Source organism: Streptomyces sp. NPDC001056 (assembly GCF_053598955.1).
Genome location: NZ_JBSFLI010000015.1, coordinates 56,111 through 82,530, shown reverse-complemented (window position 1 = coordinate 82,530; position 26,420 = coordinate 56,111). Strand labels below are relative to the sequence as shown.

The 26,420-nt window shown below is 72.3% G+C and carries 21 protein-coding genes and 1 pseudogene; 5 read left to right on the top strand and 17 right to left on the bottom strand.

The window, feature by feature from the left end; genetic code table 11:
• Window positions 1-34: 34 nt before the first annotated feature.
• Window positions 35-607 carry a dihydrofolate reductase family protein gene (locus ACWDD7_RS19415; RefSeq protein ID WP_450458214.1) on the bottom strand — a complete coding sequence of 191 codons (573 nt, stop codon included), beginning with the start codon at window positions 605-607 and terminating at the stop codon, window positions 35-37.
• A gap of 435 nt (window positions 608-1,042) precedes the next feature.
• Between ACWDD7_RS19415 and ACWDD7_RS19410 the strand changes: the two genes are divergently transcribed.
• Window positions 1,043-2,590, top strand: coding sequence for an MFS transporter (locus ACWDD7_RS19410; protein ID WP_450458213.1), 1,548 nt, complete (start codon window positions 1,043-1,045; stop codon window positions 2,588-2,590).
• Window positions 2,591-2,640: 50 nt separating this feature from the next.
• Here ACWDD7_RS19410 and ACWDD7_RS19405 read toward each other — a convergent pair whose 3' ends face one another.
• Both ACWDD7_RS19405 and ACWDD7_RS19400 read right to left on the bottom strand, forming a co-directional pair.
• Window positions 2,641-3,423: an STAS/SEC14 domain-containing protein gene (locus tag ACWDD7_RS19405; RefSeq protein WP_450458212.1), complete on the bottom strand. Its 783-nt coding sequence runs from the start codon at window positions 3,421-3,423 to the stop codon at window positions 2,641-2,643.
• Window positions 3,424-3,542: 119 nt separating this feature from the next.
• Window positions 3,543-4,385 (bottom strand): universal stress protein, encoded by an 843-nt coding sequence (locus ACWDD7_RS19400; protein WP_450458211.1) that lies wholly within the window; start codon window positions 4,383-4,385, stop codon window positions 3,543-3,545.
• Between the two features lie 269 nt (window positions 4,386-4,654).
• Here ACWDD7_RS19400 and ACWDD7_RS19395 point away from each other — a divergent pair, with 269 nt between their 5' ends.
• From ACWDD7_RS19395 to ACWDD7_RS19385, 3 genes and pseudogenes are all read left to right on the top strand, one after another.
• Complete coding sequence (locus ACWDD7_RS19395) at window positions 4,655-5,332, top strand: CBS domain-containing protein (protein ID WP_351870953.1); 678 nt, start codon at window positions 4,655-4,657, stop codon at window positions 5,330-5,332.
• Window positions 5,333-5,620: 288 nt separating this feature from the next.
• Window positions 5,621-6,943, top strand: a pseudogene (locus tag ACWDD7_RS19390) (nicotinate phosphoribosyltransferase); the annotation flags it as partial.
• Between the two features lie 204 nt (window positions 6,944-7,147).
• The gene (locus tag ACWDD7_RS19385; protein WP_450458272.1) at window positions 7,148-7,408 is read left to right on the top strand and encodes a DUF1918 domain-containing protein; all 261 of its coding nucleotides are present in this window, start codon (window positions 7,148-7,150) and stop codon (window positions 7,406-7,408) included.
• A gap of 190 nt (window positions 7,409-7,598) precedes the next feature.
• Here the strand turns inward: ACWDD7_RS19385 and ACWDD7_RS19380 are convergent, their stop codons facing one another.
• From ACWDD7_RS19380 to ACWDD7_RS19355, 6 genes are all read right to left on the bottom strand, one after another.
• Window positions 7,599-8,078, bottom strand: a complete 480-nt coding sequence (locus ACWDD7_RS19380; RefSeq protein ID WP_450458210.1) for a hydrogenase maturation protease — start codon at window positions 8,076-8,078, stop codon at window positions 7,599-7,601.
• Window positions 8,075-9,421: a Ni/Fe hydrogenase subunit alpha gene (locus ACWDD7_RS19375; RefSeq protein WP_450458209.1), complete on the bottom strand. Its 1,347-nt coding sequence runs from the start codon at window positions 9,419-9,421 to the stop codon at window positions 8,075-8,077. The genes ACWDD7_RS19380 and ACWDD7_RS19375 overlap by 4 nt, the downstream gene beginning before the upstream one ends.
• A 35-nt stretch (window positions 9,422-9,456) precedes the next feature.
• Window positions 9,457-10,305, bottom strand: coding sequence for an NADH-quinone oxidoreductase subunit B family protein (locus ACWDD7_RS19370; protein WP_450458208.1), 849 nt, complete (start codon window positions 10,303-10,305; stop codon window positions 9,457-9,459).
• Window position 10,306: 1 nt separating this feature from the next.
• Window positions 10,307-11,125, bottom strand: a complete 819-nt coding sequence (locus tag ACWDD7_RS19365) for an FAD/NAD(P)-binding protein (RefSeq protein WP_450458207.1) — start codon at window positions 11,123-11,125, stop codon at window positions 10,307-10,309.
• On the bottom strand, window positions 11,122-12,300 hold the full coding sequence (locus ACWDD7_RS19360) for a 4Fe-4S dicluster domain-containing protein (RefSeq protein WP_351870940.1): 1,179 nt from the start codon (window positions 12,298-12,300) through the stop codon (window positions 11,122-11,124). Before ACWDD7_RS19360 ends, ACWDD7_RS19365 begins: the two co-directional genes overlap by 4 nt.
• Window positions 12,301-13,185: 885 nt before the next feature.
• The gene (locus ACWDD7_RS19355) at window positions 13,186-14,661 is read right to left on the bottom strand and encodes a bifunctional aminoglycoside phosphotransferase/ATP-binding protein (RefSeq protein WP_450458271.1); all 1,476 of its coding nucleotides are present in this window, start codon (window positions 14,659-14,661) and stop codon (window positions 13,186-13,188) included.
• Window positions 14,662-15,305: 644 nt separating this feature from the next.
• On the opposite strand from ACWDD7_RS19355, the gene ACWDD7_RS19350 reads away from it, so the two are divergent.
• Window positions 15,306-16,361: a lysylphosphatidylglycerol synthase transmembrane domain-containing protein gene (locus ACWDD7_RS19350; protein ID WP_450458206.1), complete on the top strand. Its 1,056-nt coding sequence runs from the start codon at window positions 15,306-15,308 to the stop codon at window positions 16,359-16,361.
• Between the two features lie 3 nt (window positions 16,362-16,364).
• On the opposite strand, the gene ftsH is transcribed toward ACWDD7_RS19350, so the two are convergent.
• From ftsH to ACWDD7_RS19310, 8 genes are all read right to left on the bottom strand, one after another.
• Window positions 16,365-18,371: an ATP-dependent zinc metalloprotease FtsH gene (gene ftsH, locus ACWDD7_RS19345; RefSeq protein ID WP_450458205.1), complete on the bottom strand. Its 2,007-nt coding sequence runs from the start codon at window positions 18,369-18,371 to the stop codon at window positions 16,365-16,367.
• Between the two features lie 171 nt (window positions 18,372-18,542).
• Window positions 18,543-19,016 carry a cyclic nucleotide-binding domain-containing protein gene (locus ACWDD7_RS19340; protein ID WP_351870930.1) on the bottom strand — a complete coding sequence of 158 codons (474 nt, stop codon included), beginning with the start codon at window positions 19,014-19,016 and terminating at the stop codon, window positions 18,543-18,545.
• A 498-nt stretch (window positions 19,017-19,514) separates the two neighbouring features.
• Entirely contained in the window at window positions 19,515-21,281 is a 1,767-nt protein-coding gene (locus ACWDD7_RS19335) for a CocE/NonD family hydrolase (protein WP_450458204.1), read from the bottom strand.
• Between the two features lie 17 nt (window positions 21,282-21,298).
• Window positions 21,299-22,240 carry an MBL fold metallo-hydrolase gene (locus ACWDD7_RS19330; RefSeq protein WP_450458203.1) on the bottom strand — a complete coding sequence of 314 codons (942 nt, stop codon included), beginning with the start codon at window positions 22,238-22,240 and terminating at the stop codon, window positions 21,299-21,301.
• Window positions 22,241-22,272: 32 nt separating this feature from the next.
• Entirely contained in the window at window positions 22,273-23,196 is a 924-nt protein-coding gene (locus ACWDD7_RS19325) for an alpha/beta hydrolase (RefSeq protein ID WP_450458202.1), read from the bottom strand.
• Window positions 23,197-23,200: 4 nt separating this feature from the next.
• Window positions 23,201-24,319: an FAD-dependent oxidoreductase gene (locus ACWDD7_RS19320; RefSeq protein WP_450458201.1), complete on the bottom strand. Its 1,119-nt coding sequence runs from the start codon at window positions 24,317-24,319 to the stop codon at window positions 23,201-23,203.
• 12 nt (window positions 24,320-24,331) lie between these two features.
• Window positions 24,332-25,285 carry a phosphotriesterase family protein gene (locus ACWDD7_RS19315; protein WP_351870917.1) on the bottom strand — a complete coding sequence of 318 codons (954 nt, stop codon included), beginning with the start codon at window positions 25,283-25,285 and terminating at the stop codon, window positions 24,332-24,334.
• A gap of 34 nt (window positions 25,286-25,319) precedes the next feature.
• On the bottom strand, window positions 25,320-26,291 hold the full coding sequence (locus tag ACWDD7_RS19310) for a phosphotriesterase family protein (RefSeq protein WP_450458200.1): 972 nt from the start codon (window positions 26,289-26,291) through the stop codon (window positions 25,320-25,322).
• Window positions 26,292-26,420: the final 129 nt, after the last annotated feature.

Here is a 26,420-nt window from a genome sequence, read left to right as displayed (position 1 = left end):
CGACCGGGGGCCGCCGGGCCGGTCATGGCGGCGTTCAGCGCACCACCTTGGAGAAGGTGGTGATGGTGAGGCCGGAGTCGAAGGTCCGCGTGCCGGCCACGGCGAAGTCCGTCGGGGCGAAGGGGCCGTCGAACAGCGGGATGCCGGAACCGATCACGATCGGGTTGCGCTTGATGATCAGTTCGTCGATCTCGTCGCGCAGCGCGGCCGCCAGTTTGCCGCCGCCGCACAGCCAGATGTCCATGCCGTCCTGCGCCTTGAGCTCGCGGACGAGCGCGACCGGGTCGTCGACCACGGTCACCGCCGGATCGGGGCTGACGAGCGTACGGGAGACGACGTATTGGCGGAGGTGGGCGTACGGGCTGGTGAGCCCGGCCTTCAGGCCCGGGTCGTACGTCGCGCGGCCCATGACGACCGTGTCGAACCGCCGGGCGGCCCGGTCGGCGATCCCCAGCGGCTCCCGTGCGGGCGTGGGCATGGTCTCGGGGAAGTCCGCCAGGATCGCGGCGGCTTCCTCGCCGCCGAAGGGGAAGAAGTCGTACTGACCGTCGGGACCGGCGATGTAGCCGTCCAGGGTGGCGGCGACGTAGTAGGTCAGCTTGCGCAAGGGCTGCTCCTTCTTCGGGGAGTGAGGTGAGTACGGATCAGGTCGCGCCGGCGGGGGCGACGGCCCCGTCTCGTGTTTCCGGCTCGGGTGGGCGATTCTGCGGCACCGCCGGGGGCTTGCCGCAAGCCCCCTGGCGCGCTATATCTTGATCATGGAAAGAGCGGCTGCGCCCCTTTCCGCTCCGGCCCGCGGGCGGCGGGCAGCCACGCGCCGGCAGCCCGTGGACCGCCCCGCCCCGAGCCGCCTGCTCGTCTGTTCCGGGCCGGTGGAAGCCCCCGGGAGGCGGGGCGGTGACGATCCCGCACGGCGCGCGCGCAACGGCCGCTGAGCCGAGTGTCTGTCTTCCGCGCGCGTCCGCACGGGGAAACACGGCGCCACGCGCCGGCCGGGTTACCGTCGAACGGCACGGGACGCGGGCGTACGGGAGGTCTGGTGATGGCGGCAGCAGGGTCACGCTCCGCCTCGGTGCCCCTGCCGGTCGTCCTCGCCCTCGCCCTCGCCTTCACGGTCACGGTCATCGACCCGCTGGTGCTCAACCTGAACATGCCGCAGGTGAGCCGGGCGCTCCATGTGCCGCCGCAGGCGGTCGGACTGCTGGGCGGAGCGGCGACCCTGGTGATGGCCGCCTCCGTCCTCGCCGCGGGCAGGCTCGGGGACACGGTCGGACTCAAACGGCTGCTGCGGCTGGGGCTGGTCGTCGTGACGGTCGTCGACCTGCTGTCCGCCCTGTCCCCCGGTTACGGCTTCCTGATGGCGATGCGTTTCCTGGCCGGGCTGGGGATGACGGCGCTGCTGGGCGTGCCGCTGGCTCTGCTGAAGGTGTCCGTGCCGGCGGAGAGACGACCGGTGGCCATCGGTGTCCTGATGGCCGTGGACGTGGTCCTGTGCGGGCTGCTACCCGCCTTCACGGGCTGGGCGGTGACGGCGGTCGGCTGGCGGTTCCTGTTCCTGATCGCCCCCCTGCTGTGCCTGGTCTCGCTCTGGTTGACCACCCGCCACGTCCCGGAGTCTCCCGTCCGCCGGGGCAGTCACGTCGACGTGCCCGGTGTCGCTCTGGTCGGGGTGACCCTGCTGGCCCTCGTCGTCGGGCTCGCGGCGGCGCAGAACGGTGTCTCCCGGCCCGAGACCTGGGTGCCGCTGACGATCAGTGCGCTCGCCGCCGCGCTGTTCGTACGCCATGCGCGCCGGGCTCCGGAACCCGCTGTGGACCTGGCGCTGTTCCGCAGCGCGCCCTTCAGCGTGGCCCTGGCCGCGACCCTGACGCTGAACTTCCTGATCGCGGGGCTCGGCATCGTCCTGGGGCAGTTCGGCAGCGTCGTGCTGTCGATGTCCCCCGAAGCCATCGGGCTGCTGTACCTGCCCGGGACACTGCTGATCGCCGGTGCCGTGATCCTGGCCGGCCACCTGGTCGGGAAGTACACCCCGAGGCCGGTCATGGTCACCGGCCTGCTCGTGATGGCGGCGAGCGGCTTGCTGACGGCGGGCACGGCCAGCCCCACCATGGCGGTGTGGCTGCTGGTGCTCGCCACGTGGCTGTGCAACCTCGGCTCGGTCGTCGCCTCCGCATCGGTGTCCGAGACGGTGCTCTCCCAGGCACCCGCGGGGCAGTCCGGCACGGTGGCCTCCGTCCAGATGGCCTTCGCGGTGAGCGGCTCCGCGTTCGGCCCCACCGTGTACCTCATGCTTCTCAACCAGTTCTTCCAGCGGGAGTGGCTGGCGGACGCGAAGACCCGCGGGCTGACGGTGACCCAGGCCGCCCAGGCCGTGGACGCCGTGCGCAGCGGCATGGCCCAGAACCCGGGAGGCGCCGTCTACGACCCGAACCTGCTCCGACAGGCTTCGGGACTGGACCTCGGGCTCGACTTCGCCGACGGTCTGCGGCTCACCATGCTGACCGTGAGCGGCCTGCCGCTCGTCGTGGCGGTGGCGGCCCTCCTGCTGATGCCCAGCCGCAGAAGACGTCGGGCGCACCACCCCGCGTGAGCCGCGGGACCTTCCGCGGTCGCCTCGGTGCGTCGGGGACCCGGTTCCCGTCAGGACGCGGACGGACCTGATGGGCTGTCGGTTCGGGTCGACGGCGGGCTCCCGGCCCAGGCGACGGCTTCGTCGAGTTCGGCGTACCGGAACTGCCGTACCTCGGCCCGGACGAAGTGGTTCGCGACGTGCGGCACGAGTTCGGCGAGCTTCGCGTCGGCCACCAGCGCGACCTTCCCCACCTTTCGGTGGTGGTCACGGACGAAACGTACGTGCCCGAGCAGGCCCGCGATGTTCTCCCATCCGGGGAACTCACGAGCGTGCACCACGACGCCGGCCAGTGCGTCGTGGGTTTCGAGCCAGTTGTCGACGGTCTGCGCCAGGGCGTCGAAGTCCTGGGCGCGCAGGGGCTGTTCGACGTCGACCACCAGAACCCCGGACTCGGAGAGGAGGTCGTGGGACACACCGGGTCCTTCGGGGAGCGAGGCCAGCCAGTTCAGGGCCTCCTCACGATCGTCCACGTCGAAGACGCGTACGGGGCAGGGGATCAGGAAACTCGCGAGCCGGGTCCACTCCCGGATCCAGCGGATGTCGGTGACGACGGCGCATCCCTCGAACAGGCGCATCGCGCCGATCCCGACCTTGAGGTCCTCCCAGCCGGCCGCGGGGGTGAACGACCGGAACTCGGGGCCGCACTCCCACAGGAGCCTGATGCGGCGCCCCTGCCTGCGCGCGTCCTCGACGAGCGGCTCGATCACCGCCTTGTAGTCGTCCCTCGACACCGTGCCGATCGCCTTGACCACGTCGACGTTCGGGGGCACGTCCTGGGCTCTTTCAAGCATTGCGTCCGCCTCTCTGCGCCGGCGCCCGTCGCCGCCGGCTGAATCGGCCCTGCGGATTTCTTCCAGGCGGTCCAGGTCCATGACCTCGCCCGGTCGGCATGCGACGTCCAGCGGTGATCTCACTCCCGTGGACGGATGACCGCCAGCGGGCACTGGGAGAACTGCAGGAGGTGGTGGCTGACGGAACCGAGGGCCAGGCCGTGGAAGCCGCCCGTTCCGCGCGAGCCGACGACCAGGAGATCGGCGCGGTCCGAGGCCCGTGCCAGTGCGACGACCGGCGGTTCGTCGGGCACCTGCTCCACCACCTCGACCTGGGGGTGCGCCTCGCGCAGGGGTGCCAGCCATCCCTGGAGGGCCTGGAGGTGCTCCTTGGCCACGGCGTCCTGGGCGGCGCTGACGTACGCGTGGGGGCCCGGATGGCTCCAGGCATGCACGGCCTGCACCTGCGCGCCGCGCAGCGCGGCCTCCTCGAAGGCGTACGCGAGGGCGGCCATGGAGTGCGGCGACCCGTCGGCGCCGACGACGACGCGGCCATGGCCGGTGGTGAGATGGTTGACGATCACCACCGGGCAGGCCGCGTGCCCGACCACCTGCAAGGCGACCGAACCGAGGAACAGACTCCCGAAGCCGCCCATGCCCTTCGCGCCGAGCACGATCGTATGGGCGCGCTCCGCCTCGGCCAGCAGTACCGCCGCCGGGTTGCCGGTGGGGAGGGCGGATATGACGTCCAGGTCCGGATGGGCTTCCCGCACGACGGCGGTGGCCTCGGTCGTGACGCCCTCGTCCCAGTTGCTCGCCTCCCACGCACGTCCCTCTCCGGTGGTCGCGTACGAGTGGAGCTGAGGCAGGACGTGAATGATACGCAAGGGGCACTGGCGCAGCTTCGCGTCGTGGGCGGCCCACAGCAGGGCTCGCAGACTTCGCCCGGAGCCGTCGACTCCGATCGTGATCGGATCAGTCATTGCCTTCTCCCGGTATGCCGACGTCGTTGTTCGCCGCTCGAAGTGCGTGGCTCATACCAGTTCACGCCTGATTCTGACGACCTGCCCACCCGGAGGTACGACAGGGGGATGAAGAGGCCGCGGACCTGCACCCCTACGGCACGTTCCTCACTTCTCCCACGTTCGCCTACCGGGCCGGCTCCCGGCGGGATTGCGGTGCGCCGGGTTGCGGTGATGCTTGGAGGCGATACGGCGGAACCAGCTCCGCCGGCTCGCGCGAGGAACGGGACATGGCTGACGCTGCGCACATCGTGAGCGATGTGATGACCGTGCCCGCGGTGGCCGTCGGGCGCGACACCCGCTTCAAGGAGATCGTGCGTGACATGGAGCAGCGGCACGTGAGCGCCCTGCCCGTCCTGGGGGATGACGGGCACGTCGTCGGTGTGGTCTCCGAGGCCGACCTGCTGCCCAAACAGGAATTCGGCGGCCGCCGGCTCACCCGCTTCGAACGGATCAGGCGTCGGTCCGACCTGGCGCGGGCAGCGGCGCTGACGGCCGAGGAGCTGATGACCACGCCCGTGGTCACGGTGAGACCGGACGACACCCTCGCCCAGGCGGCTCGCCTCATGTCCGTGGAGCACGTCGCATGGCTTCCCGTGGTCGACGACGAGCACCGGCTGCGGGGCATCGTGAGCCGCGGCGACCTGCTGAAGGTCTTCCTGCGATCGGACGAGGCCATCGAGGAGGAGGTCCGCCGCACCGTGGTCTCCTATCTGTTCCCCGCCCTCGCCCACGCCATCCATGTGTCCGTACGGGACGGAATCGTCACCCTGCGCGGACCCGTGCACGACACTTCGCTCATCTGGGTCGCGGAGCGCCTCACTCGCGCGGTGGAGGGCGTGGTGGGCGTCGAGACTCGGCTCACCGGCACGGCCGCCGCCCTGGGCAGGCCCACGACCATGCGGTGACCCGTGGTGGTCTGAGGCCCCCGGTGTCACCGGCCGGTGTCAGGTGCCATGCTGGATCTCCACGTGCTTCGCGAGCGGACGTCCCTGAGGTGCCCGGTGATCTCCTGCTCGCCGTGTTCGGTTCGTACCGTCGGCACAGGGCGGTGCCCCGGACCTCTCCGTTCGGTACGCGAGGACCCGTGGCGCCGAGGCCGAACAGCCCGTGGACAGGAGTACGTGGTCCTTTCCGTCCCGTGCGGCCACGGTCAGACTGAGACCAAGGGAGCACCACATCCGGCGGCGATCACCATGTCCGACGTCACGACCACCGACCTCTACGAAGTGACCATGGCCATGTCCTACCTCCGGGAGGACATGGGGGCTCCGGCCACCTTCAGCCTCTTCGTCCGCGAGCTCCCGCCCGGCCGGGGCTTCCTGGTGGCGGCGGGTCTGGAGCCGGCGCTGGAGTTCCTCGCCCACTACCGCGTGGAGCGGGAGGACGTCGTAGCGTTCGCAGAGGCCCTGCACCGCCCCGTCCGGGATCTCGAACCGCTCCTCGGCCTCGCCTTCGAGGGCGAGGTGCGCGCGGTTCCGGAAGGGCATGTGGTGTTCGGCGGTGAGCCGCTGCTGGAGGTGACCGCCCCGTTGCCGCAGGCACAGCTCGTGGAGACGTACCTGCTGAACCAGCTCTGCCACCAGACGGTCGTGGCGTCCAAGGCCGCACGATGCGTCCTGGCCGCCGCCGGCAAGCCGGTCATCGACTTCTCGCTGCGCCGCACGCACGGGCCGGGGGCCGGGCTCCAGGCCGCCCGGCTGGGCGCCATGGTGGGCTTCGCCGGCACCAGCAATGTCGCCGCCGCCACCTCCCTGGGCATTCCCGCCTCGGGCACCATGGCCCACTCCTACGTCGAGGCCTTCCCGAGTGAGGAGCAGGCGTTCCGCGCCTTCGCGCACTGTCACCCCGGACCGGTCACCTTCCTCGTCGACACCTACGACACCGAGGAGGGCGTGCGCATCGCCTCCCGCGTCCTGAACGATCTCCGGCGCGGCCCCGGCTGCGCGATCCGCCTGGACAGCGGCGACCTCGACGCACTCTCGCGCCGGGCACGCGCCCTCCTGGACAGCGCCGGGCTGGCCGACGTGCGGATCGTGGCGAGCGGCGGACTGGACGAGTACGGCGTGGACCGGCTGGTACGGGCAGGTGCTCCGATCGATGTGTACGCGGTGGGGACGCGGGTGGGTGTGGCGGCGGACGCCCCGTATCTGGACGCCGCGTACAAGCTCGTCGAATACGACGGCCGTCCGGTGATGAAGCTGTCCTCGGCCAAGGTCACGGCCCCGGGTCGCAAGCAGGTCTTCCGCCGCGCCGGACAGCCCGACGTGATCGCCCTCGCGGTGGAGGAGCCACCGGTCTCCGCGCGGCCGCTGCTGTGCACGGTCATGCGGCACGGGCGCCGGACCTGTTCGCCGGGCCACTGGCAGGACGCACGGGAGCGATTCCGTGACGACATCGCCCGTCAGCCCGACGCGGTACGCCGGATCCGGGATCCCGAGCCGGTCCGACCGGTCCCGTCCCAGGCCCTTGTGGAGCTGACCGCCTCGGTGCGGGCCGACATCGAAGCCCGTCTGCGCCACGAGCACCGCGCCGCGCCCCCGGACAGGCCGGTGCACCAGCCGTCCGCGCCGGCGGTCCCTGCCCGGCGACCCGCTCCGCGCGGCGGAGGAGCCGCAGGCGCGGCGCGGGGACCCGCGGCCCCTGGCAGGTCCCGGTGGCCGGCGCCTTCCAGGGAGGCGGCGGCGACGTCCCTCCGCGCCGCACAGGAGGAGGCGGGGGTGATGTCCGCTCGCGCGTCGGCACGGAAGAGCAGCCGGGCCGTAACCGGACCCGAAGCGATCGGCAGTTCGATGCGCGCCCGTGTCGGCGACGAGATCGTCGTGCGCGGGACCTCGGCCGGGGTCGTCGCCCGGGACGGTGAGATCGTCGGACTCCATCGTCCGGACGGCAGCCCGCCCTACGACGTGCGCTGGCTCGACAACGGACGGGTGACCCTGTACTTCCCCGGCTCCGACGCGTACATCAGGCATCTGGTGACCTAAGGAGACGATGTCCCGGCCCGGTGACCGCCGGCCGATCGTGGTGGGCGCCGGTCCCGACCCGGCCCACCGGACGGCACTGGCGCCGGCCGCCGACGAGGCCGCGTCCGCCGGCGGTCGGGCGCGGGACCGCGTGGCGCCGGGCCCATCGGCCATGACGGCTTTCGGCCCGCGCCGGGGATGTTCCGTCCCCTCACCCTCCGTGGTCCCGTTCGTGTGCCTGCCGTACGGAAGCGGCGATCCGGTCGATCAGCTCGGGCAGGGCCGATCGCACCGCTTCGCTCATGCGCGCGCCGAGTCCGGTGTCGGCCACCTCCACGGCGTGCACCACGAGCCTCGGCGGCAACCGGTCCAGGGCCTCCGCCAGGGCGAGGCACTCCCCCAGGCCGAACGCGTGCGTACTCGCCGTGCCCACCGTTCGCGAGGCCGCCTCCGCCGCCGTGAGTGTGTGCAGCCTCCCTGGCCGGGCGGGGCTCGCCCGGAGGGCTTCCGCCACGACCACCGTGTCCGCGCCGCGCCACAGTTCGAGCACGCGCGCGGGCTCTCCGTCGCTGACCGTGAGAACGGTTTCGTCGGGGACACGGCCGCGCAGGGCCTCCACCGCCGCCGGACCGACTCCGTCGTCACCGCGCAGGGGGTTCCCCACACCGATCACCACGACCCGTCCGCTCATGCGCGTTCCACGGTCAGGTCGAGGAAATGGGCGGCACAGGAGATGCAGGGGTCGTGGTTGCGGATGGCCCGTTCGCACAGCCGGGTGAGCTCCTCGTCGTCGGCGGCGGGCCCGGCCCTGTCCAGGCGGGCCTGCACGGCCCTGCGCACATCGTCCTCGATGGCCGTCTGGTTCTGGGCCGTGGGCGGGACGATGCGGGCCTCGGTGACGGTGCCGTCCTCGGTGAGCGCGTAGCGGTGGTACAGCAGGCCCCGGGGAGCCTCGGTGGCTCCGAAACCGACGCCCCGGCGCGGCGGGACCTCGACGGCCGGCCGGGGAGGGCGTTCGTATCCGTCGATGATCCGCAGGCTCTCCTCGACGGCCTGCACCACTTCGACGGCCCGTACGACGATGCTGCGGAAGGGGTTGTCGCAGCGGGCGCCGGTGGCCGGGTCGCCGAGGCCGGCGTCCCGCGCCGCCTCGGCGGCCGGCGGGTGCAGCCATCGACCGTTGAGCGCGTAGCGGGCCAGCGGGCCGGTGAGGTGGCGGCGGCCGTCGAGCAGGGCCGTCAGGGCGGTGGAGTGGGGCACCTGCCCTTCCCGCACGTGCTGTTCGAAGTCGGACGGCGGGAACTGGCGGAGCACCGGCCCGTCGCCATGGGCTGCCATGACCGCCGGTGTCCCCGAGTCGATGGCGTAGCGGCCCGGGTCGCGCAGGGCGAAGAGGTCGTGGTCGCACACCGCGTCGGGAAACTCGAACGCCGCCACCCAGCGGACGGTCTCCAGCGCGTCGTCCCGGGCCTGCCGCAGCCGTTCCGCCAGCGGACGGAGTTCGTCCGGTGCCGGGGTCCGGTAGAAACCGCCGATCCGGACGTTGACCGGATGGATGGGACGGCCGCCGAGCTGTTCGAGGATCGCGTTGCCGGTCTGCTTGAGTCTCAGTCCGCGCTCGACCGCGGCTCGTCGGCCACGGGCCAGCTCCACGACGTCGGCGCACCCGAGGAAGTCCGGGGCGTGCAGCAGATAGATGTGGAGGGCGTGACTCTCGATCCACTCACCGCAGTACAGCAGGCGGCGCAGTTCCGCGAGGGGGCCGTCCACCGTGACGCCGCAGGCGTTCTCGATCGCCTGGCAGGCGCTCATCTGGTAGGCGACCGGGCAGATGCCGCAGATGCGGGCGGTGATGTCGGGAGGCTCGGCGTGGCCCCGGCCGGCCAGGAATGCCTCGAAGAAGCGCGGCGGTTCATAGATGCGCAGCCGCGTCTCGGTGACCCGGTCCCCCTCGACGCGCAGGTGGAGGGCGGCCTCGCCCTCCACCCTGGCCAGCGCGTCCAGTCGCAGGACGCGGGTTGCGCGACGGTTCATGCGGGCCTCTCCGGGCGGGTGTCCGTCAGGTTCCTTCAGGCCGGAGGATTTCGGCGCTCCTCGGCCGCGAGGTCGGGTACGGGTGCATAGTCCGGTGACGCGGCGTTGAAGGTGCGGAAGACACGCAGGATGTCCCGCTCGCTCATCCCGTCGCGGCGCAACTGCGCGACCATCGAGCGCAGGTCGGGCTTGTCGGACGGTCCGAAGCAGCCGTAGCAGCCGCGTCCGAAGGCGGGGCAGAGGGCACCGCACCCCGCGTGCGTGACCGGGCCCAGGCAGGGGGTGCCGTGGGCGACGGTGACGCAGGTGGTGCCACGCCGCTTGCACTCGAAGCAGACGCTGTGGCCGGGGATCCGGGGTCTGCGTCCGGCCAGGTGGGCGGTGATGACCTCGATGAGCTGGCGGCGGTCGATGGGACAGCCGCGCAGTTCGAAGTCGACCGGCACATGGGCCGAGATCGGTGTCGAGGTCGCCAGCGTGGAGATGTACTCCGGCCGCGCGTAGACCGCGGCGAGGAAGTCGTCGACGTCGGCGAAGTTGCGCAGTGCCTGGATGCCGCCCGCGGTGGCGCAGGCTCCGATGGTGACCAGGTACCGGGAGACGCTGCGGACGTGCCGGATCCGCTCGGCGTCCTCGGCGGTGGTGATCGACCCTTCGACCAGGGAGAGGTCGTACGGTCCCCGGCCCTCCAGCCGCGCGCGTCCCCCGTCGGCGCCCTCGACCGGGGTCATCTCCAGGAAGTGGTCGATCCGTACGCGTTCGGTGAGGCCGAGGAGTTCGTCCTCGCAGTCCAGGAGCGTCAGCTGGCAGCCGTCGCAGGAGGCGAACTTCCACACGGCGAGCGTCGGCCGCGGGTCGGTGGCCGGTACGGGCTGGGTGGTCATGTCACAACTCCCTCACGAGGAGCAGGTGTGCCGCGCGGTCGTAGCCCACCACCGGCCCGTCACGGCACAGCAGCAGCGGGCCGAGCTGGCAGTGGCCGCAGTGGCCGGTGGCACAGTGCATGTTCCGCTCCAAGGACACCTGGACACGGTGCGGGGCCAGCCCCCGTGCCACGAGATCGCGTGCGGTGTGACGCATCATCACCTCGGGTCCGCACACCAGCGCACAGGTTCGTCCGGGGCGCAGGTCGAGGTGGTCCAGGAGGGTGGTGACCACACCCACCGCGCCCTGCCAGCCCGGCGCCGGCCGGTCGACGGTCACCTCCGCCCGCGCCGAGTCGCGCCAACCCCCGATCTCGTCCCGGTAGAGCAGATCGGCCGGGGTACGGGCGCCGACCAGGACCGCGAGCCGGCCGTACGCGTCCCGCCGCTCCAGGACCGCGTGGACGACCGGCCGCAGCGGAGCCAGCCCGATACCGCCGGCGATCACCAGGACGTCGTGGCCGACCGCCGCCCCCAGGTCCCAGCCGGTGCCGTACGGCCCGCTGAGCCCGACGGTGTCGCCGGGGCGCAGCCGGTACAGCGCGGTCGAGACCGCGCCCACCGCGCGCACGGTGTGCACGTGCCCTCCGTGGCCGCCGCGCAGGGAACTGACCGAGACGGGCACGTCGCCCACCCCGAACGCGTAGATCATCGCGAACTGACCCGGCGAGAAGGGGGCGAGTCCCTCTCCGGCCGGTACCAGCTCGATCGAGCGGGTGTCGCCGGTCTCGGCCCAGCTGTCCACGACGCGGTACGGCATCGGGGGCACCACGGTGCTCATGACGGCTCCGCCGCCGGCCGCTCGGGCCGGGTCCAGTCGTGCAGGGCGGCCGCTTCCTCGGTGATGTCGATGCCGACGGGGCACCACACGATGCAGCGTCCGCATCCCACGCAGCCGGACGACCCGAACTGGTCGTACCAGGTGCCGAGTTTGTGAGTCATCCACTGCCGGTAGCGGCTGCGCGTGGAGGCGCGGACCGGCCCGCCGTGGAGGTTGGAGAAGTCCAGGTCGAAGCAGGAGTCCCACAGCCGCCAGCGCTCCGCGTGGTCGCCGGTGAGGTCGGTGACGTCCTCGGTGGTGGTGCAGAAGCAGGTGGGGCAGACCATGGTGCAGTTGCCGCAGGTCAGGCACCGCCCGGCGACGTCGTCCCAGCGGGGTGCGTCGAGCGTTCCGGCCATCAGCTCCCGCAGGTCGGCCTCGGGCATGGACCGTCCCATGCGGTCCGCGGCGGCCGTGACACCCGCCCGAGCCGTCTCCCGGGTTTCCGGGTCGGCCGGACGAGTGGGCAGCTCTGCCAGGATCTCCGCGCCTTCCCGGCTTCCGCCGCGCACCCAGAAGCGGTGGCCGCCCGCGTCGACCACTTCGGTCATCACCAGGTCGTGGCCGGGACCGGCCGCGGGTCCGGTGCCCATCGAGGCGCAGAAGCAGGTGGCACCGGGCTCGGTGCACTCGACCACGATCAGCAGGGCCCCGGAGCGTCGTCCTTCGTAGCCGGGGTCGCGGTACGCCCCGCCGGTCAGCACCCGGTCCTGGACCGCGATGGCCCGCAGATCGCAGGGGCGCACCCCCAGAAAGGCGTACCGAGGCGGCGCGGCCCGGTCGGCCGTGAGAACCAGTTCGCCCTCCACCCGGTCGGCGCGCCACTCCCGTACCCGCGACGGATGCAGGAACGACTTCCACGACTGGGGGCCTGCCGCATGGGCGAAGGCCGCGCCGTCCGAGCGCTCCCGCAGCCGGTACCGCCCCGCCTCCAGCTCGACGCCCCATCCGTAGGGCAGCTCGTCGGCCGAGGTCAGTTCCGCGAGCACGATCGCGCCGTCCCGCGCCGTGGGCCCCACCACGGTGAAACCGCGCCGGATCAGCACATCCACGAGCGCCGCCAGTCCGTCCTTGCCCATGACGAGCCCGTCGGGCCCGGACCGCCGGGAGGCGTTCACATCGGCGTCGGCACTCATGACCGGCCTCCTTCAGCACAACACCGCCGTCCCCCGAGCCCACGATCGCAGCATTTCCCGTACCACGTCGCGCCGACGGAGCCGCGGGCACGCCCACGGGGTCCGCCGGTCCCGGGCGATCAGCGCGCCCGGCCGTGCGGTGGGAGGGAGTACGTGTGCCCCTCCCGCCCCCCTCGCCGTACTCCGGCGTCCGGCCGGCGTCCATGGCCCGCAGGCAGGGGCGGCCGATGTGCGCGTAGACCAGCCGTCCGATCCGGTGTTCGACCGCCTCCGCGCCGACCTCCCGCACGGGGGCGTGCCCGCCCGCTCCGCCGCGGAAGCGGATGGGGCGGTCCCAGCACGAGGCTTCCGCGAACATCAGGTCCGCACCCTCCGCCCAGGCGGGGAAGGTCCGGAACTCCGGGGCCCACACCGCCACCCCCGTCCCCGCCTCGATGCGGTAACCGCACGTCGGATGGGAGGTGTGCGCGACCGGCAGCGCCCTGATGCGCAAGCCTCCCACGTCCGCGTCCGCCATACGCGGCACCAGCCCGCGCTCGGCGGCGAGCCGTCGCAGGGCGGAACGCAGCTCGGCCCGCTCGTCGGTGACGAGCCAGGCGTCCAACCGCCCCGCCGGCGGCTCCGCCCCGGGGCCGCCGTCGAAGGCGACCCGGTGGACACCACAGGCGACCAGCAGCCCGGCCGGTGCGAAGCGCGGCGACGCCATGGCGCCCACGCCGAGCAGCGTGAGCCGGAGCCGGGGCACCATGCGGATTCACCTCCTGGGAGTCCGCTCGGTCACCGTCTCGGGCGAGCGGCGGCCGCGGACCCGGTCGGTCCGGCCGTGGACCGGTCCCGTCGCCCGCGGCGCCCGTGGGCGAACCCCGCCCACCGGGTCCGCGAAGATCAGTCCGGTTCCGTGCGGGGGCGGCGGAAGACCGGGGCCTCGCCGGTGCCCCACGGGCGTACCGCGGCCAGCGCCTGGGCGACGGCGGAGTCCAGCGCACCGCTGGTGTCGACCGGGACGGCTTCGGGCCACGGCGGTTCCCTGTCGGCCATGGCGGCGGCGATCTCGGGGCCGGCGTCGGACGCGCCGGGGGCGCGTGTGCTCAGGCGGGCCGCCGAGACGTCGCCCGGCACATGGCAGTGGAGCGCGACCAGGTCCGCGCCGGCGCGCTCGGCCATACGGACCGCGGCGTCCCGCTGTGCGCCGTCGGACCAGGTGGCGTCGAGGACGACCGATTCGCCGGAGGCGAGCAGGGCGGCCGCGCGGTCGAGCAGGGCGGCGTACGTCCTGGCCGTCCACTCGGGCGTGTACAGCCCCTCGCCGTAGCCGGCCGCCGCGGACTGCTCCGCCGGTATCCCCGCCAGCTCCTTGCGGACGCGGTCGCTGCTGAGCAGGGTGACCCCCAGCCGGTCGGCCAGGGCTCCGGAGAGTGTCGACTTCCCGCTGCCCGGCAGCCCGCCGACGAGGGTGAGGCCGATCGCCGAGGTACGCAGGTGGCGCAGCGTCATGGAGACGAGCCGCCGCGCCGCCGGCTCGGCGTCGGGGGCGCCCTGACGGGACCGGATCACCGAGACCTTGGCGCGGACGAAGGCGCGGTAGGCGACGTAGTGATGCCAGAGCGAAGGGGGCGCGGGGTCCCCCGAATACTCGCCGTACCGGGCGAGGAAATACGCGGCGGCGTCGGGGGCGCCGAGGTGTTCGAGGTCCATGGCGAGGAAGGCGGCGTCGTCCAGGCCGTCGACGTAGCGGAGTCGGTCGTCGAACTCCAGGCAGTCCAGCACCCGGGGGCCGTCGTCGAGGCAGAAGACGTCCTCGGCGAGGAGGTCGCCGTGGCCGTCGACCACCCGCCCCTGCTCGATACGGGTCTCGAACAGCCGCTCGCGACCGGCGAGATAGCGGCGCACCAGCTGCTCGACCCGCGGCAGGTCGTCGGCGAGGGCGCCCTCCACGGCCAGGGCGTGGACCTGCGCGAAGCTCGCCTCCCACCGTGCCGACAGGGCATCTCGCGTGCCTTGTTCGTCCACGTCGCGGCCGCGGGGCGCGACCGCGTGCCAGGCGGCCAGCTGCCGGGCGACGGTTCGCAGGACGTCGTCCACGGGGGCTCCCGCTCGGACGAGGCGGGAAAGGCGGCGCTCCTCCGGCATGCGGCGCATCACCACGAACGGTTCGGGCGTTTCCGCCTCCGGGCTGTGGAATTCACCCAGGCCCACGTAGACGTCGGGGGCGAAGCGGCGGTTGAGGGTGATCTCCCGCTCGCACGCGGCCCGGCGCGCCGAGACCGTGGTGTAGTCCAGGAATCCGAGAGAGACCGGCTTCTTCGCCTTGTAGGCCCGGTCGCCGACGAAGAACAGCGTCGCGGTGTGGGTCTCGCACACGCCCGCGCCGAGCGGCGGCTCACCGTCGTGCCGGGCACCCTGCCCGGCAGCGGAGGCGCCGGCCCGGGGCTCGCGGAGGCCGGGCTCGGTCATGAGGAACGACGCCCGTGCGAGGCGGCGGCCCGCGCCACCGGACCGAGGCGGGGCGTGGCACCCGTACGACGCCGGCGGCTCTCCTGCCCCAGGCGCGCGGCGCGCACCACGTCGGCGCGCTCGACAGGTTCGCGCCCTTGGGCCTCGGCCGCACGTGCGGCGGCCACGCTTCCGGGCGAGCCATGGAGGCCCACGGTGACGGCTGGTTGCAAGGCGGCGGCCTCCGTCTCGTCGGAAGGGGAAGGGGACGGTGAACGAGCGACGGGCGACGAGCCCGACCGTGCGGACGGTCCGGACGTCACCCGTATACCGGGCGCGACGAACTCCCCTTCGAGCATCCCCCGGTCCTCCGCACCGCGCATGTGGACCTGCGCGAAGGGGTCGGCGCGGGGGTGGGGACGGCCGGGAGGACCCGGTCGCCGCGAAAGCGACGAGGCGCAGTGCTCGGGCCCGTTTCATATGCTCGGAGAAGTGAAGGCTCGCGGAGGAGTCCACGACCGCCGCCGGGACCGGGCCGCGGTCCTCCCCGCTGTTCTCGAAAGCGATGACCGATGACGGAGCCGACGTCCGGGATCGGGGGCGCCGACCCGTCACCGGCGTTCCGCTCCTGGCCGGGCCGGCTCTGGTGGCTGTGCTCGGGGCTGGTCCTCGTCGCCGCGGCTGTGGTCGCGCTCTTCCGGCGGCGCGAGCTCGCGGAGGCGTATCACCTGATCACGCGTGTCCGCCTGCCGGGTCTTGCGGCGGCGGTGGCACTTGAGGCGGCGTCCCTCCTGTGTTTCGCCGCCGGTCCGCGCTGGCTGCTGCGGACGGGCGGGGTGTGGTGGAGCCTGCGCAGGATGACCTGCACCACGGTGGCCGCCAACGCCTTGGCGGGCACGCTGCCGGGTGGCGCGGCGTTCTCGGCGGCATGGCTGTCGCAGTACGTGTCCCGGCGCGGCGCGGGCCAGGTGCTGGCGCTCGCTGTCCTGGTCGCCGCCGGGACGGCCTCCGCCCTGAGCCTGTTCCTCCTGCTGTTCCTCGGCCTGGTCACGGCCGGACCGGCCGGCCCTGCCGCCTTCGTACGCCCGGTACTCGCCGTGCTCCTGGCGGCCTTCGCCGTCGGGCTCGTCCTCCTGGGCCTCTCGCGCTGGGCGCGTTTCCGGCATCTGCTGCGGCGTGTCTGGAGGTACGGCGGCGCGCGGTACGGGCGGGTCCGGCGGATGGAGTCGGATCTGGGCCGTCTGGTCGGCCAGGCCCGCCGTGTGCAGCCCGGGCTGCTGCCGTGGCTGTGGCCGGTCCTGTTCGCCCTTCTCAACTGGACGTTCGACGCGGCATGCCTGGCCGCTGGGATGTGGGCTCTGGGCATCGGGGTGCCGTGGCGCGGTCTCCTTCTCTGTTACGCGCTCACACAGGTGGCGGGCAGCCTGCGTCTGACGCCCGGGAACCTGGGCATCGCCGAAGCGACCCTCTCGGCGCTGCTCGTCGTCTACGGCATGGCGCCCGGTCAGGCGATCGCCGCGACGTTCCTCTATCGCGTCGTCAGCTACTGGGCGCTCCAGCCGATCGGCTGGGCGTGCTGGATCGGCCTGACCCTTGAACAAGACCGTTCGTCGAGGAGACGAACCTGACGGTCATGAGGGTGGAGTGTGCACCTTCGGCACCGGGTTCCCCGGGGACGGCGTCGCGTCGGCGGCGGGGGCGTCGTCGCTTCCGTCCGCTCGGCCGCGTTCCCGGCGGAGGGCGTCGAGGACGACGGAGCCGTCGACGGTCTCGTGGGTGACCAGTTGTCCGGCCAGGCGTTCCAGGGCGCCCCGGTGGTCGCGCAGCAGCGTGATCGCGCGTTGTTCGGCCTGGCGCAGCAGCCGGGTGACCTCTTCGTCGACGACGCGTTGGGTCTGCTCCGAGTACAGCGGCCGGCCGGGCTCGTCGGTGGTCTCGCCGAGGAAGTGCGAGGGGGCCGTGGCGTAGCCGACGGGTCCGAGTTCGGGCGAGAGGCCGAACTCGCGGACCATGCGGGTGGCGATCTGGGTGGCTCCGGCCAGGTCGTTGGCGGCTCCGGTCGATCCCTCGCCGAAGACCACGAGCTCGGCCGCGCGCCCGCCCAGGCGTACCGCCAGGAGGTCGGTCAGGTAGTTCTCGCTGTACAGGTGGCGTTCGGCTTCCGGAAGCTGCTCGGTGACACCGAGGGTGACGCCCGCCGGCAGGATGGTCACCTTCGCCACGGGGTCGGCGTGCTCGCACAGGGCCGCGACCAGGGCGTGACCCGATTCGTGCACGGCGACGGAACGGCGTTCCTCGGGCAGCAGGGCGTTGGAGGACTCCCGGCGTCCGAGCAGGACGCGATCGCGGGCGGCGTCCAGGTCGTGCGGTTCGATCCGGGTGCGGTCGCTGCGTACGGCGTTGATGGCGCCCTCGTTGACGAGGTTGGCCAGGTCGGCGCCGGAGAAGCCGGGCGTGGCACGGGCCACGGCGTCCAGGTCGACGTCCGGGGCCAGGTGCTTGTCCCGGGTGTGGACGGCGAGGATCGCGGCACGCTCGGCCTGGTTGGGCAGCGGCACGGTGACCTGGCGGTCGAAACGTCCGGGCCGCAGCAGGGCCGGGTCGAGGGCGTCGGGGCGGTTGGTGGCGGCGAGGACGACGATGCCGCTGGACTGGTCGAAGCCGTCCATCTCGGAGAGCAGCTGGTTGAGTGTCTGCTCGCGTTCGTCGTTTCCGCCCAGCCGTGATCCGCCGGAGCGCCGTGATCCGAGCGCGTCGATCTCGTCGATGAAGATGATCGACGGGGCGCGTTTGCGGGCCTGTTCGAACAGGTCGCGCACGCGGGAGGCGCCGACGCCGACGAACATCTCCACGAACGCGGAGCCGGTCACCGACAGGAACGGCACATCCGCCTCGCCGGCGACGGCGCGGGCGAAGAGCGTCTTGCCGGTGCCGGGCGGCCCCACCATGATCACGCCACGGGGTCCCTTGGCCCCCGCGGCGGTGTACCGGGCGGGATTGCGCAGGAAGTCGACGACCTCGCTGATCTCCTGCTTGACCCCGTCGTACCCCGCGATGTCGTCGAAGCCGGTGGTGGGCCGCTCCGCCTCGATGATCTTCGCGCGCGAGCGTCCGATGGCACTCAGGCCGCCGGTCATCGATCCCGCGGCCCGGCGTCCCATCCATACGAAGAACCCGACCAGCAGCAGGAACGGCAGGAACGTGAGCAGCACGGACAGCCATGCCGAGCCGCCGCCGCTGCTGCTCTGACCGGCCTTGATCTGCACGTGGTGCGAGGTCAGCTGCTGCTGGAGCTGGGCCCCCGTGCCCAACGCGGTGGGGATCTGGGTGGTGAACTTCGTGCCGTCCTTCAGCGTGCCGCTGATCGCGCCCTTGTCGTCGATGTCGACCATCTGCACCTGGCTGGCGCCCACCTTTCCGACGAAGTCGCTGTAGGAGAGCGATGTCGTGTGGGGCCCTGAGCGGGCGCGGGAGAGCAGCAGGACGACGACGAGGGTCAGCAGGACCCACCAGAAGATCCACCGTCCGCCGGCCGGCTGCGGCTGCCGGGACGGAGGTGTGGGCGGTTCGTCCGACGGCCCGGGTTTGGCGGGCGGCGTCGGATGCCGGTGCGGCATCCGCACTCGTGTGATGACCACTCCCACGCCCTCCTGTCGGTATGAGCCCTGACTACCAGCCTCGACCCGCTCCTTCCCGGGTGGCAGGGGTCGACCTTCCCGGGCGTCAGGGGTCGAACGGCCCCGGTGGGAGCCGTCCGGCGCGCGCCCGGACCGCCGGACGACCGGCCGCGCGGGACCGGGGCACGAGGGTCATGGCCTCGGTCCGGTCCGTGGTGGTCCGTACAGGTCGAGGAGGCGGGTGCGGGTCGCGCGCAGACGGTGTCCGATCGTTCCGGCGACCAGGGTGACCAGTGCGAGGCCGAGATCGGGGTGCGCGGCGCACAGTTCACCGACCGCGGCGGCGTCGAACTCCCAGGCCGTCACGGGGCTCCGGGTCCCGGCTCCGAGATGCCACTGCCGCGGTGGGCACAACCAGGACCAGCCGAGGAGTGCGCCCGCCCCGATCGTCTCGACGACGGCGGGGCCGCGTCCGGGAATGTGGATGTCGAGGGCGACCGTACCCGTGCGGATGACCCAGAAGCGGTCGGCCGCCCCGCCCTCCTCGAACACCCGGGCGCCATCGGCGTACCGGACCTCGTGCGCGAGGCTCATGAGCCGCTCCCGGTGCTCCGGGGGCAGGGCCGCGAGGAGGCCGGGCGACGCGGGGTCCGCTCCGGAGGTCATCCCGGTGCCCGCTTCCGCGTGGCCCCGTCGTGGGGCGGTTCGCCGGCGGCCGTGGGCCGTCCGTGCGGGACCGTTCCGGCATCCCGGGGGATGGTCATCCTCGTTCCTCCCGAATCCGGCCTCCGGGCCCGAAGGCACCCGGTCCGCGGCACGGCCCGTACGACGTCTACGGGACCTGCGCGCCTTTCCGCCGTACGCGCTCCGTCCGGTGCCGCCGAGCAGGGCGGGCGAAATCCCTGCACTCGGGGTTCCGGCACGGCCCGGGTCCCCGTACGGGCACCCACACGCCCAGGGTCTTGTACCGCCGGACGACCTCCGCCACGGACCGCCCGCAGGCGGGGCAGACGTGTTCTTCACCGTCCATGCCTTCAGCCTAGGGTCGGCCGGGCATCCGCGCTCACCGTCCCGGGCGCTCTTCCCGGCTGTCCATGGACCGGCGCCCCGCGGTGAGGCCGGCCGCCCGGGGGTACGGCGGTCCCCCGGGCGGTGTCGGCCTCGTCAGGAGCTGTCCCGGAGGGACGCGCCGCCCGCTCGCGTCGCGTCCGGTGCCGTGGCCGTCGTGAACGGCAGGACCAGACGGGAGGGGTGTGCCGCGTCGCGGTAGATCTTGTGGGTGACGGGGCGGCCCACCGGCAGGTGGAAGGCGTCCGGCGGCAGCAGGGCGTTGTGCGCGTCGGCCAACGGCTCGTCGTTCGACAGTTCCGCCACCAGGCGGTGCCCCGGCCGGAAGGTCGCGGCGAACGGGTAGAGCCGCAGCACGTACTCCTCGATCTTCCCGGGCTCCACCGGCACCGCCCGGGTGTGCGGGTGGTACGGGTCGCCCTCGGTGGTGCGCTCCTCGTCGAGTTCCCGGTGGGACGCCTTGAGGTAGCCGGTGGTGATCAGCTGCCGCTTGCCGCCGGGGGCCTCGTCCCAGAGCCGCAGGATGAAGTTGGTGTCGTCCTGGTCGATCGAGGCGAACAGGTGGGCCGCGCCGGTGCCGATCAACTCGGTGGGCTCCTCGAACGGCTCGGTGCTCCACCCCAGCACCTCCACCTTGTCGGTGACGGTGAGCGGCGCCTGGTAGAACCCGTCGGGTGCGGCGTGTTCGGTGCCCATGTACTCCGGCTCGAAGGAGAGCCTGTGGCGCGGGCGCAGGTACAGGCTCCGGTGCTCGATCTCCTTCGGCGGCCACTGTGCCGCGGTGACCACCTCGCGCGAGCCCTCCACGAAGACGCTCACGGGCGGCTCGTCCATGATCCCGTTGTCGACGCCCTTGAGCCAGTACGCGTACCAGCGGAACATCTTGTCGTGCTCCTCGATCCAGGGGCGCGACTGCATCGGCGGGTAGGAGCCGATGTCCAGCTTCTTGGGGCCCTTGAGCACGTTGAACAGCTCGATGTGTCCGTCCACCGTCCAGCCCCGGCCCTGGTCGATCTGCAGATAGACGGGGATGTCGATGTTCCGGGCCAGGTTGACCGGGTTGCGCTCCTCGTACCAGTCGCCGTCGAGGGGGTTCATCACGATGTCGAACCAGAACTCGCGGTTCCTGGGGTACTTGAGCACGTGGACGAGGTTGGGCCAGGCGGCCACGTCCGGGTCGTCCAGCCGCTCGTCGACGAGCTTTCGCAGCTCTTCGGGGCTGTGGACCGCCTGCATGCGGGACGTGACGTTCGTGTGGGCGATCCCGGAGTCACCGCCGCGTCCCTCGCGGGCGGCGCGCGGCATGAACCACATGATCCCGCCGTGGTACGTCGTCTCGTAGAAGTCGTAGTGGCCCCCGCTGACGAAGATCGCCTTCAGGTGCGGCGGACGCTCGGCGGCGGCGAGCACCTGCATCGAGCCGAAGTACGAGATGCCGATCATGCCGATGTTGCCGTCGCACCACGGCTGGGCGGCGACCCATTCGATCAGGTCGTAGAGGTCCTGTCCCTGGGGCACTCCGCCGAAGTTGTAGTTGCCGATCATGACGCCGCCGGAGTCGCCGGTGCCGCGCATGTCGCCGATGACGTGGACGTAGCCCTCGCGGACGACGCGGGCGATGTCGCCGGCCTCGATGCAGCCGTCCCACATCGGGCTGGGCCGACGCTGCGGCGGTGTGGTGAGGGCGAGGGCCTGCAGTTCCTTTCCGTAGGCGCTCATCGCGATCAGCGCCGGCCGCGGCGTGTCGTCCACGCCGTGGTAGGCGTCCACGGCGAGTTCGACGCCGTCCCGCATCGGCACGCGCAGGTCCTTGCGGACGGCGATGGTCTGCTCGCCCGCCCGGATCGTGGGAAGGTCGGTCATGGTGAGAAGCTCCTGTACTACACGGTCGGGTGGTGCTGCGCGCGGTAGCCGTGCAGCGAGGTGAAGAACGGCGACGGCTCCAGCGCCGGGTCGCCGGTGTAGCCGAGCGCGTCGGCGACGGGGGCGAAGGGTGAGTACGGCGAGTCCGTCTCCCGCAGCCCGGCCTCCAGGCAGGCGCAGGCGGCCGTCGCGACGCGATGTTCGGCGGCGAGGCTCTGGGTGAGGGCCTCCCGGGCCTGCGCCTCGTCGAGTTCGACGCCGTACGGCGTGCCGTCGGCGCGGCGGTACGGGTGCCCGAGGTACAGGTTCCGCGGACCGACCTCGTCGCGCAGGTGCCGCAGCCCCGCACGGTACGCGGCCGGGTCCGTGTAGCCGGGGAAGCCGTTGGCGGCACCGTGGACCTGCACGGCGTCGCCGGCGAACACCGACCGCCGGCCGTCGACGGCGTAGGCCACCGAGCCGGGCGTGTGGCCGGGGAGCGAGTGCACCGACACGGTGACGTCGCCGCCCAGGGAGAGCCGCTCGCCGCCCCTGACGAGCAGGGTGGGTTCCATCTCGCCGGAGATGACGGCTTCCGCGGCCGCCGCCACCCTGGCCTCGCCCTCGGGGTCGCGCAGGTAGCGGCCGCGGCCCGCGCGGTACTCCTCCACATGGGCCCTCCTGGAGCGGAGCAGCGGTGCGTCGGCCTCGTGGATGACCACCTGTGCGCGCCGGCCGGTGAGCTCCCACAGGGCGTACGCCCCGCCGATGTGGTCGATGTGACCGTGCGTCAGCAAAATCCAGCGGACGTCCTCGATGCGGCGGCCGATCGCCTCCAGCGCCGGAGCCATCCCTTCGGCGGGCGACGAGGCGATGCCCGTGTCCACGATCGCCGGCTCGGGTGCGTCGAGGAAGAAGCTGTACAGACCGAACCGGCCCCATGGCGAGACCAGGGGATGGACGTCGACTGCGTGCGTCATGGCTCTCTCTTCGAACTCGTACCTGGGTGGGCTCAGTGCCGGCCGAGGAAGTCGCGGGTCAGGGCGAAGACCTCGTGGTACTCCGCGGTCCAGGAGAAGTGCTGCACGAATCCGTGGTTCGCGCCCTCGTAGCGGCGCACCGTCGCCGCCACGCCGGCTTCCTGGAGCCGCCGGCCGTAGAGTTCGCCCTCGTCGCGCATCGGGTCGAACTCGGCGGTGACGACGAGCGCCGGCGGCAGCCCGGCGAGGTCGGCTCGCTTGACCGGCGAGACGAGCGGGTCCGCGGGGTCGGCGCCGCTGTCGAGGTAGAAGGCGTTGAAGGGCTTCAGGCCCGCCGTCTCCAGGCCGTAGCCGACCGCGTTCTCCCGCAGCGACGGGTAGCGGTCGACCTCGAAGTCCAGGTCCAGCGAGGGGTAGTAGAGGATCTGGTGGGTGATCCGGTCGAAGCCCTCGTCGTGCGCGCGGGCCACGACCGCGGCGGCGAGGTTGCCGCCGGAGCTGTCGCCGGCGACGGCGAGGGTCGTACCGTCCCAGCCCAGGTCCTCCCCCTCCTCGGCGGCCCACCGTACGACGGCGTGGCAGTCGTCGAGTCCGGCGGGGAAGGCGGCCTCGGGCGCGAGGCGGTAGCCGACGGAGACGACCTTCAGCCCGGTCTCCGCGGCCAGCGAGCGCGCGACGTGGTCGTGCGTCTCCAGGCTGCCGAGGAAGAAGGCACCGCCGTGGAAGTACACCAGCAGGCCGTGCCGTTCGGCCTCGGTCGGCGTGTAGATCCGCACCGGGACGTCGCCGGACGCGGTCCGCGCCGTGACGTCCCGCACCGCGTGCAGCGGCAGGCGTTCCTCGACGGGCGCGACGTGCGCCTCGTCGGCGGCGCGCAGGGCGGCCGGGTCGAGCGGGCCCTCGGGCGGGGTGGGCAGGCCGGCGAGGAACTCGGCGATCTCGGGATGCAGCGGCATGACGTCACTCCTTCGGTGCGGCGGCGGTCGCGGGCTTCTGGCCGGGGAAGACGTCGTTGATCTCGTCCTCCGTCCAGCCCTGGCGCGAGACGGCCTGCAAGGTGTCGGTCACCGGCTTGCGGGTGGCCTGGTACAGCGCCAGCGCCTCCTGCGGGGAGTCGGCTTCGCGCAGGGCGTCGGCGAGCGCCCCGGCGTCCTCGATGGCCGAGTTCGCGCCCTGGCCCTGGTGGTGCAGCATCGAGTGGGCGGCATCGCCGACGAGGACGACGGAGCGGGAGTGCCAGGTGTCGACGGGGTCGATGTCGTACACCGCGCGGATGTTCACGCTGTCCATGTCGAGGTCGCGTGTGATGGCGACGAGTCGCTCGTCGAAGCCCCGCACCGTCGCCAGCAGGTCGTCCTTGGTGATCCGCGGCGTCCAGGTGTCGTCCGGGCACAGGGCGGTGATGTCGAACGACACCTGGCCCCGGTGCCGCAGCGGCAGCAGGTAGACCTTGGTGCCCTTGCCGATGTACATCCGGAGGTTGTCGTCGGCGACCATGCCATGGGCGTCGGCGACGGAGATGACGGCGCGGTAGGCGTGCTCGCCGGAGAAGACGGGGCCCTTGTCGCTGAACAGCTGGTGCCGCACGACCGACTTGATGCCGTCGGCGCCGACGACCAGGTCCGCCTCGACGGTCCTGCCGTTCTCGAAGGTGAGGACGGCACTGTCGCCCTTGTCCTCGGCGGTGCGCAGCCTGTGGCCCAGGTGCACCATGCCCTCGGGCAGCACGCCCAGCAGGGCGTCGATGAAGTCGCCGCGGTGGATCAGATGGGTGTGGGTCTGGTCCCCGGCGGCGGGCCACCCCTCCTTCATGATCGGTTCACCGGTGGCGGTGAGGATCTCGAAGTACTCGCTGGGGGAACTGACCTTCGCGATCGCGTCGAAGATGCCCCACTGGCGGAACCGGTTGATCGTGGCGGGACGCAGACCGATGCCGGCGCCGACCTCACGGATCCGGTTCGCCTGCTCGTAGACGTTCACGTCGGCGCCGAGCAGGCTCAGGGCCTTGGCTGCCGCGGCGCCGCCGTATCCGGCTCCGACCACGGCGATCTTCAGGTTTCTCAGGTCCGAGGACTGCATGGTGGTTCTCTCTTACTTCTGGATGGTCAGGAAGTCGGCGGGGTTGTCGACGAAGATCGTCTTGATGGCGGCCTCGTCCAGGCCGGCGGCGCGCAGGTCGGGGATCAGGTCGTCGAAGATGTAGTTGACGGTGTGTCCTTCGACGCCGGGCCAGCCCAGGGGGCTGCAGTTGGCGTCGGCGGAGGCGAGGACCCGGCCGAGCCGGCCTTCGCCGATGAACCGCAGGAAGTGGTCCAGCCGCTCCTTGCGGGGGCGGGCCCAGAAGGGCGGGTCCGGCAGCTCGGTCTCGTAGCCGAAGGTGTCGAAGCCGATGCGGCCGCCCTGTTCCGCGATCCAGACGTCGCGCGTCCTGTCGGCGTTCACGCCGTCGTCGACGTGCCCGAACAGCACGCGGTCGAGGGGCAGTCCCTCCTCTTCGAAGATCGCGATCGCGTTCTCGGCGTCGATCGCGAGGTGGGTGAGGATCGGCACGCCCGTGGTGAGCGAGGCGCGGGCCGCGGCGCGGTAGATGCGCTTGTCCAGGTCCGTCATACGGCCGCCGCGGCTCACGCCGACCTTGATGACGCCGGCGAGGCTGCCGGTGGTACCGATGCCGACGGTGATCTCGTGGACGAACTGCCGGGTCAGGTAGTCGACGTCGGCTCGGGCGAAGTGCGGCAGCGCGGTGTCGCCGCCGACGAAGCCGGTGCAGGCGACGATGTGGACGCCGGTCTTCGCGGACAGGGACTTGTAGTGGTCCACGTCGCGGCCGTTGCAGATGCCGGTCGCGTCGACGAAGGTGCCGCCGCCCAGTTCGTGGAACCTGCGCAGCTTGGGGACGGTCTCCTCGTAGCGCTGCTCGGGCGTCTTCCACCACTTCGTGTCCAGCTCCGAGCCGGGCATGCCGTACCCGATGTGCTCGTGGATCGCCACGAGCCCCAGCTCGTCGGCGGGGATCGGCCCCAGGACGGTGTTCACTCTCGACACAACACTCACCTTTGAGAAGAGACTTGACGGTCGTTCAGCGCGTCGCGAGCAGGTCGCGCGGATTGGCCACGAGAATCCGCCGCACGTCGTCGCCGAGGCCCCGTGCCTTCAGCAGCGGCACGAAGGCGGTCAGGACGTGGCTGTACGGGAGGTCGTTCGCGGGGTGGCCCTTCGCCACTCCGGTCGCGCCGGCGGAGAGCAGGATCCGGTCGGCGAAGCCGGCCCGCACGAGGTCGGCGACCAGGCCGGCGCGTTCGGCGTCGGTGATGTGCTCGGCGTCCTCGGTGCCGACGTGGTCGAGCGCGACGTAGGCACCCAGGCCGGCGACCTTCGCGGGCGCGCCGGCGGCGACGGCGTCCTTGCGGTCCAGCCCGCCGACGACGACCCGGTCGGCCGGCAGTCTCTCGTCGAGCACGGTGCCGAGGTCGTGGACCGCGTCGCCGCCGTGGTGGACGGAGACCGCGACGCCGGTGGCGAGGGCGGTGCGGGCCGCGCCGCGCAGGAGGCTCTCGTCGGTCGCGGTCATGCCGGTCGGCGTCACCGCGGTGGCCACCAGCCCTGCGGGGGCGCGGCGCTCCACACGCGGGACCACCATGCCCTCGGTGATCTCCCGGGTGAAGAGGTCGGCGAACCTGTCGGCCGGCCACGGCGTCGGCGGGTTGGTCTGCGGCGTGAGGAAGTACCCGCCGAGGAGTTCCTCGGGGCCCTGGCCGGTCGAGGCGACGATGTGGACGCCGGTCGTACGGGACAGGGCTTCGTAGAGCCGGACGTCCCGTCCGTGGAACATGCCGGTGCTGTCGACGATCGTGCCGCCGCCGTGGGCGCGGAAGTCCCGCAGCTTCGCGGCCAGTGTCTCGAAGATCTCGGCCCGGTCGAAGGTGATGTCGAAGGCGTGCTCCGCACCGGGGAGCACCGACAGCAGGGCCTCGTGGACCGAGACGACGCCCAACTCCTCGGCCGGCACCGGGCCGAGGACGGTGTTCACGGTGTTGCTGTTCACGCTCATGACTGCCTCACGTGTCCGGTGTGGGGTGCGACGGCGCACCCTGTGGCTGCCGTCACGCTAACCATTCGGTTTACACAACGTCAATGAAACGAACACCACGAAAAAACAATGCACTGAGGGTTGCGTCCA

Coding starts and splice junctions, on each gene's coding strand:
- ACWDD7_RS19400 (WP_450458211.1), bottom strand. CDS start 4,385: ATGACTGATCCGATCACGATCGGAGTCGACGGCTCCGGGCGAAGTCTG.
- ACWDD7_RS19340 (WP_351870930.1), bottom strand. CDS start 19,016: ATGACCTCCGGAGCGGACCCCGCGTCGCCCGGCCTCCTCGCGGCCCTG.
- ACWDD7_RS19330 (WP_450458203.1), bottom strand. CDS start 22,240: ATGACGCACGCAGTCGACGTCCATCCCCTGGTCTCGCCATGGGGCCGG.
- ACWDD7_RS19385 (WP_450458272.1), top strand. CDS start 7,148: ATGTCCGCTCGCGCGTCGGCACGGAAGAGCAGCCGGGCCGTAACCGGA.
- ACWDD7_RS19365 (WP_450458207.1), bottom strand. CDS start 11,125: ATGAGCACCGTGGTGCCCCCGATGCCGTACCGCGTCGTGGACAGCTGG.
- ACWDD7_RS19325 (WP_450458202.1), bottom strand. CDS start 23,196: ATGCCGCTGCATCCCGAGATCGCCGAGTTCCTCGCCGGCCTGCCCACC.
- ACWDD7_RS19335 (WP_450458204.1), bottom strand. CDS start 21,281: ATGACCGACCTTCCCACGATCCGGGCGGGCGAGCAGACCATCGCCGTC.
- ACWDD7_RS19410 (WP_450458213.1), top strand. CDS start 1,043: ATGGCGGCAGCAGGGTCACGCTCCGCCTCGGTGCCCCTGCCGGTCGTC.
- ACWDD7_RS19310 (WP_450458200.1), bottom strand. CDS start 26,291: ATGAGCGTGAACAGCAACACCGTGAACACCGTCCTCGGCCCGGTGCCG.
- ACWDD7_RS19375 (WP_450458209.1), bottom strand. CDS start 9,421: ATGAACCGTCGCGCAACCCGCGTCCTGCGACTGGACGCGCTGGCCAGG.
- ACWDD7_RS19405 (WP_450458212.1), bottom strand. CDS start 3,423: ATGCTTGAAAGAGCCCAGGACGTGCCCCCGAACGTCGACGTGGTCAAG.
- ACWDD7_RS19320 (WP_450458201.1), bottom strand. CDS start 24,319: ATGCAGTCCTCGGACCTGAGAAACCTGAAGATCGCCGTGGTCGGAGCC.
- ACWDD7_RS19380 (WP_450458210.1), bottom strand. CDS start 8,078: ATGAGCGGACGGGTCGTGGTGATCGGTGTGGGGAACCCCCTGCGCGGT.
- ACWDD7_RS19360 (WP_351870940.1), bottom strand. CDS start 12,300: ATGAGTGCCGACGCCGATGTGAACGCCTCCCGGCGGTCCGGGCCCGAC.
- ACWDD7_RS19370 (WP_450458208.1), bottom strand. CDS start 10,305: ATGACCACCCAGCCCGTACCGGCCACCGACCCGCGGCCGACGCTCGCC.
- ACWDD7_RS19395 (WP_351870953.1), top strand. CDS start 4,655: ATGGCTGACGCTGCGCACATCGTGAGCGATGTGATGACCGTGCCCGCG.
- ACWDD7_RS19350 (WP_450458206.1), top strand. CDS start 15,306: ATGACGGAGCCGACGTCCGGGATCGGGGGCGCCGACCCGTCACCGGCG.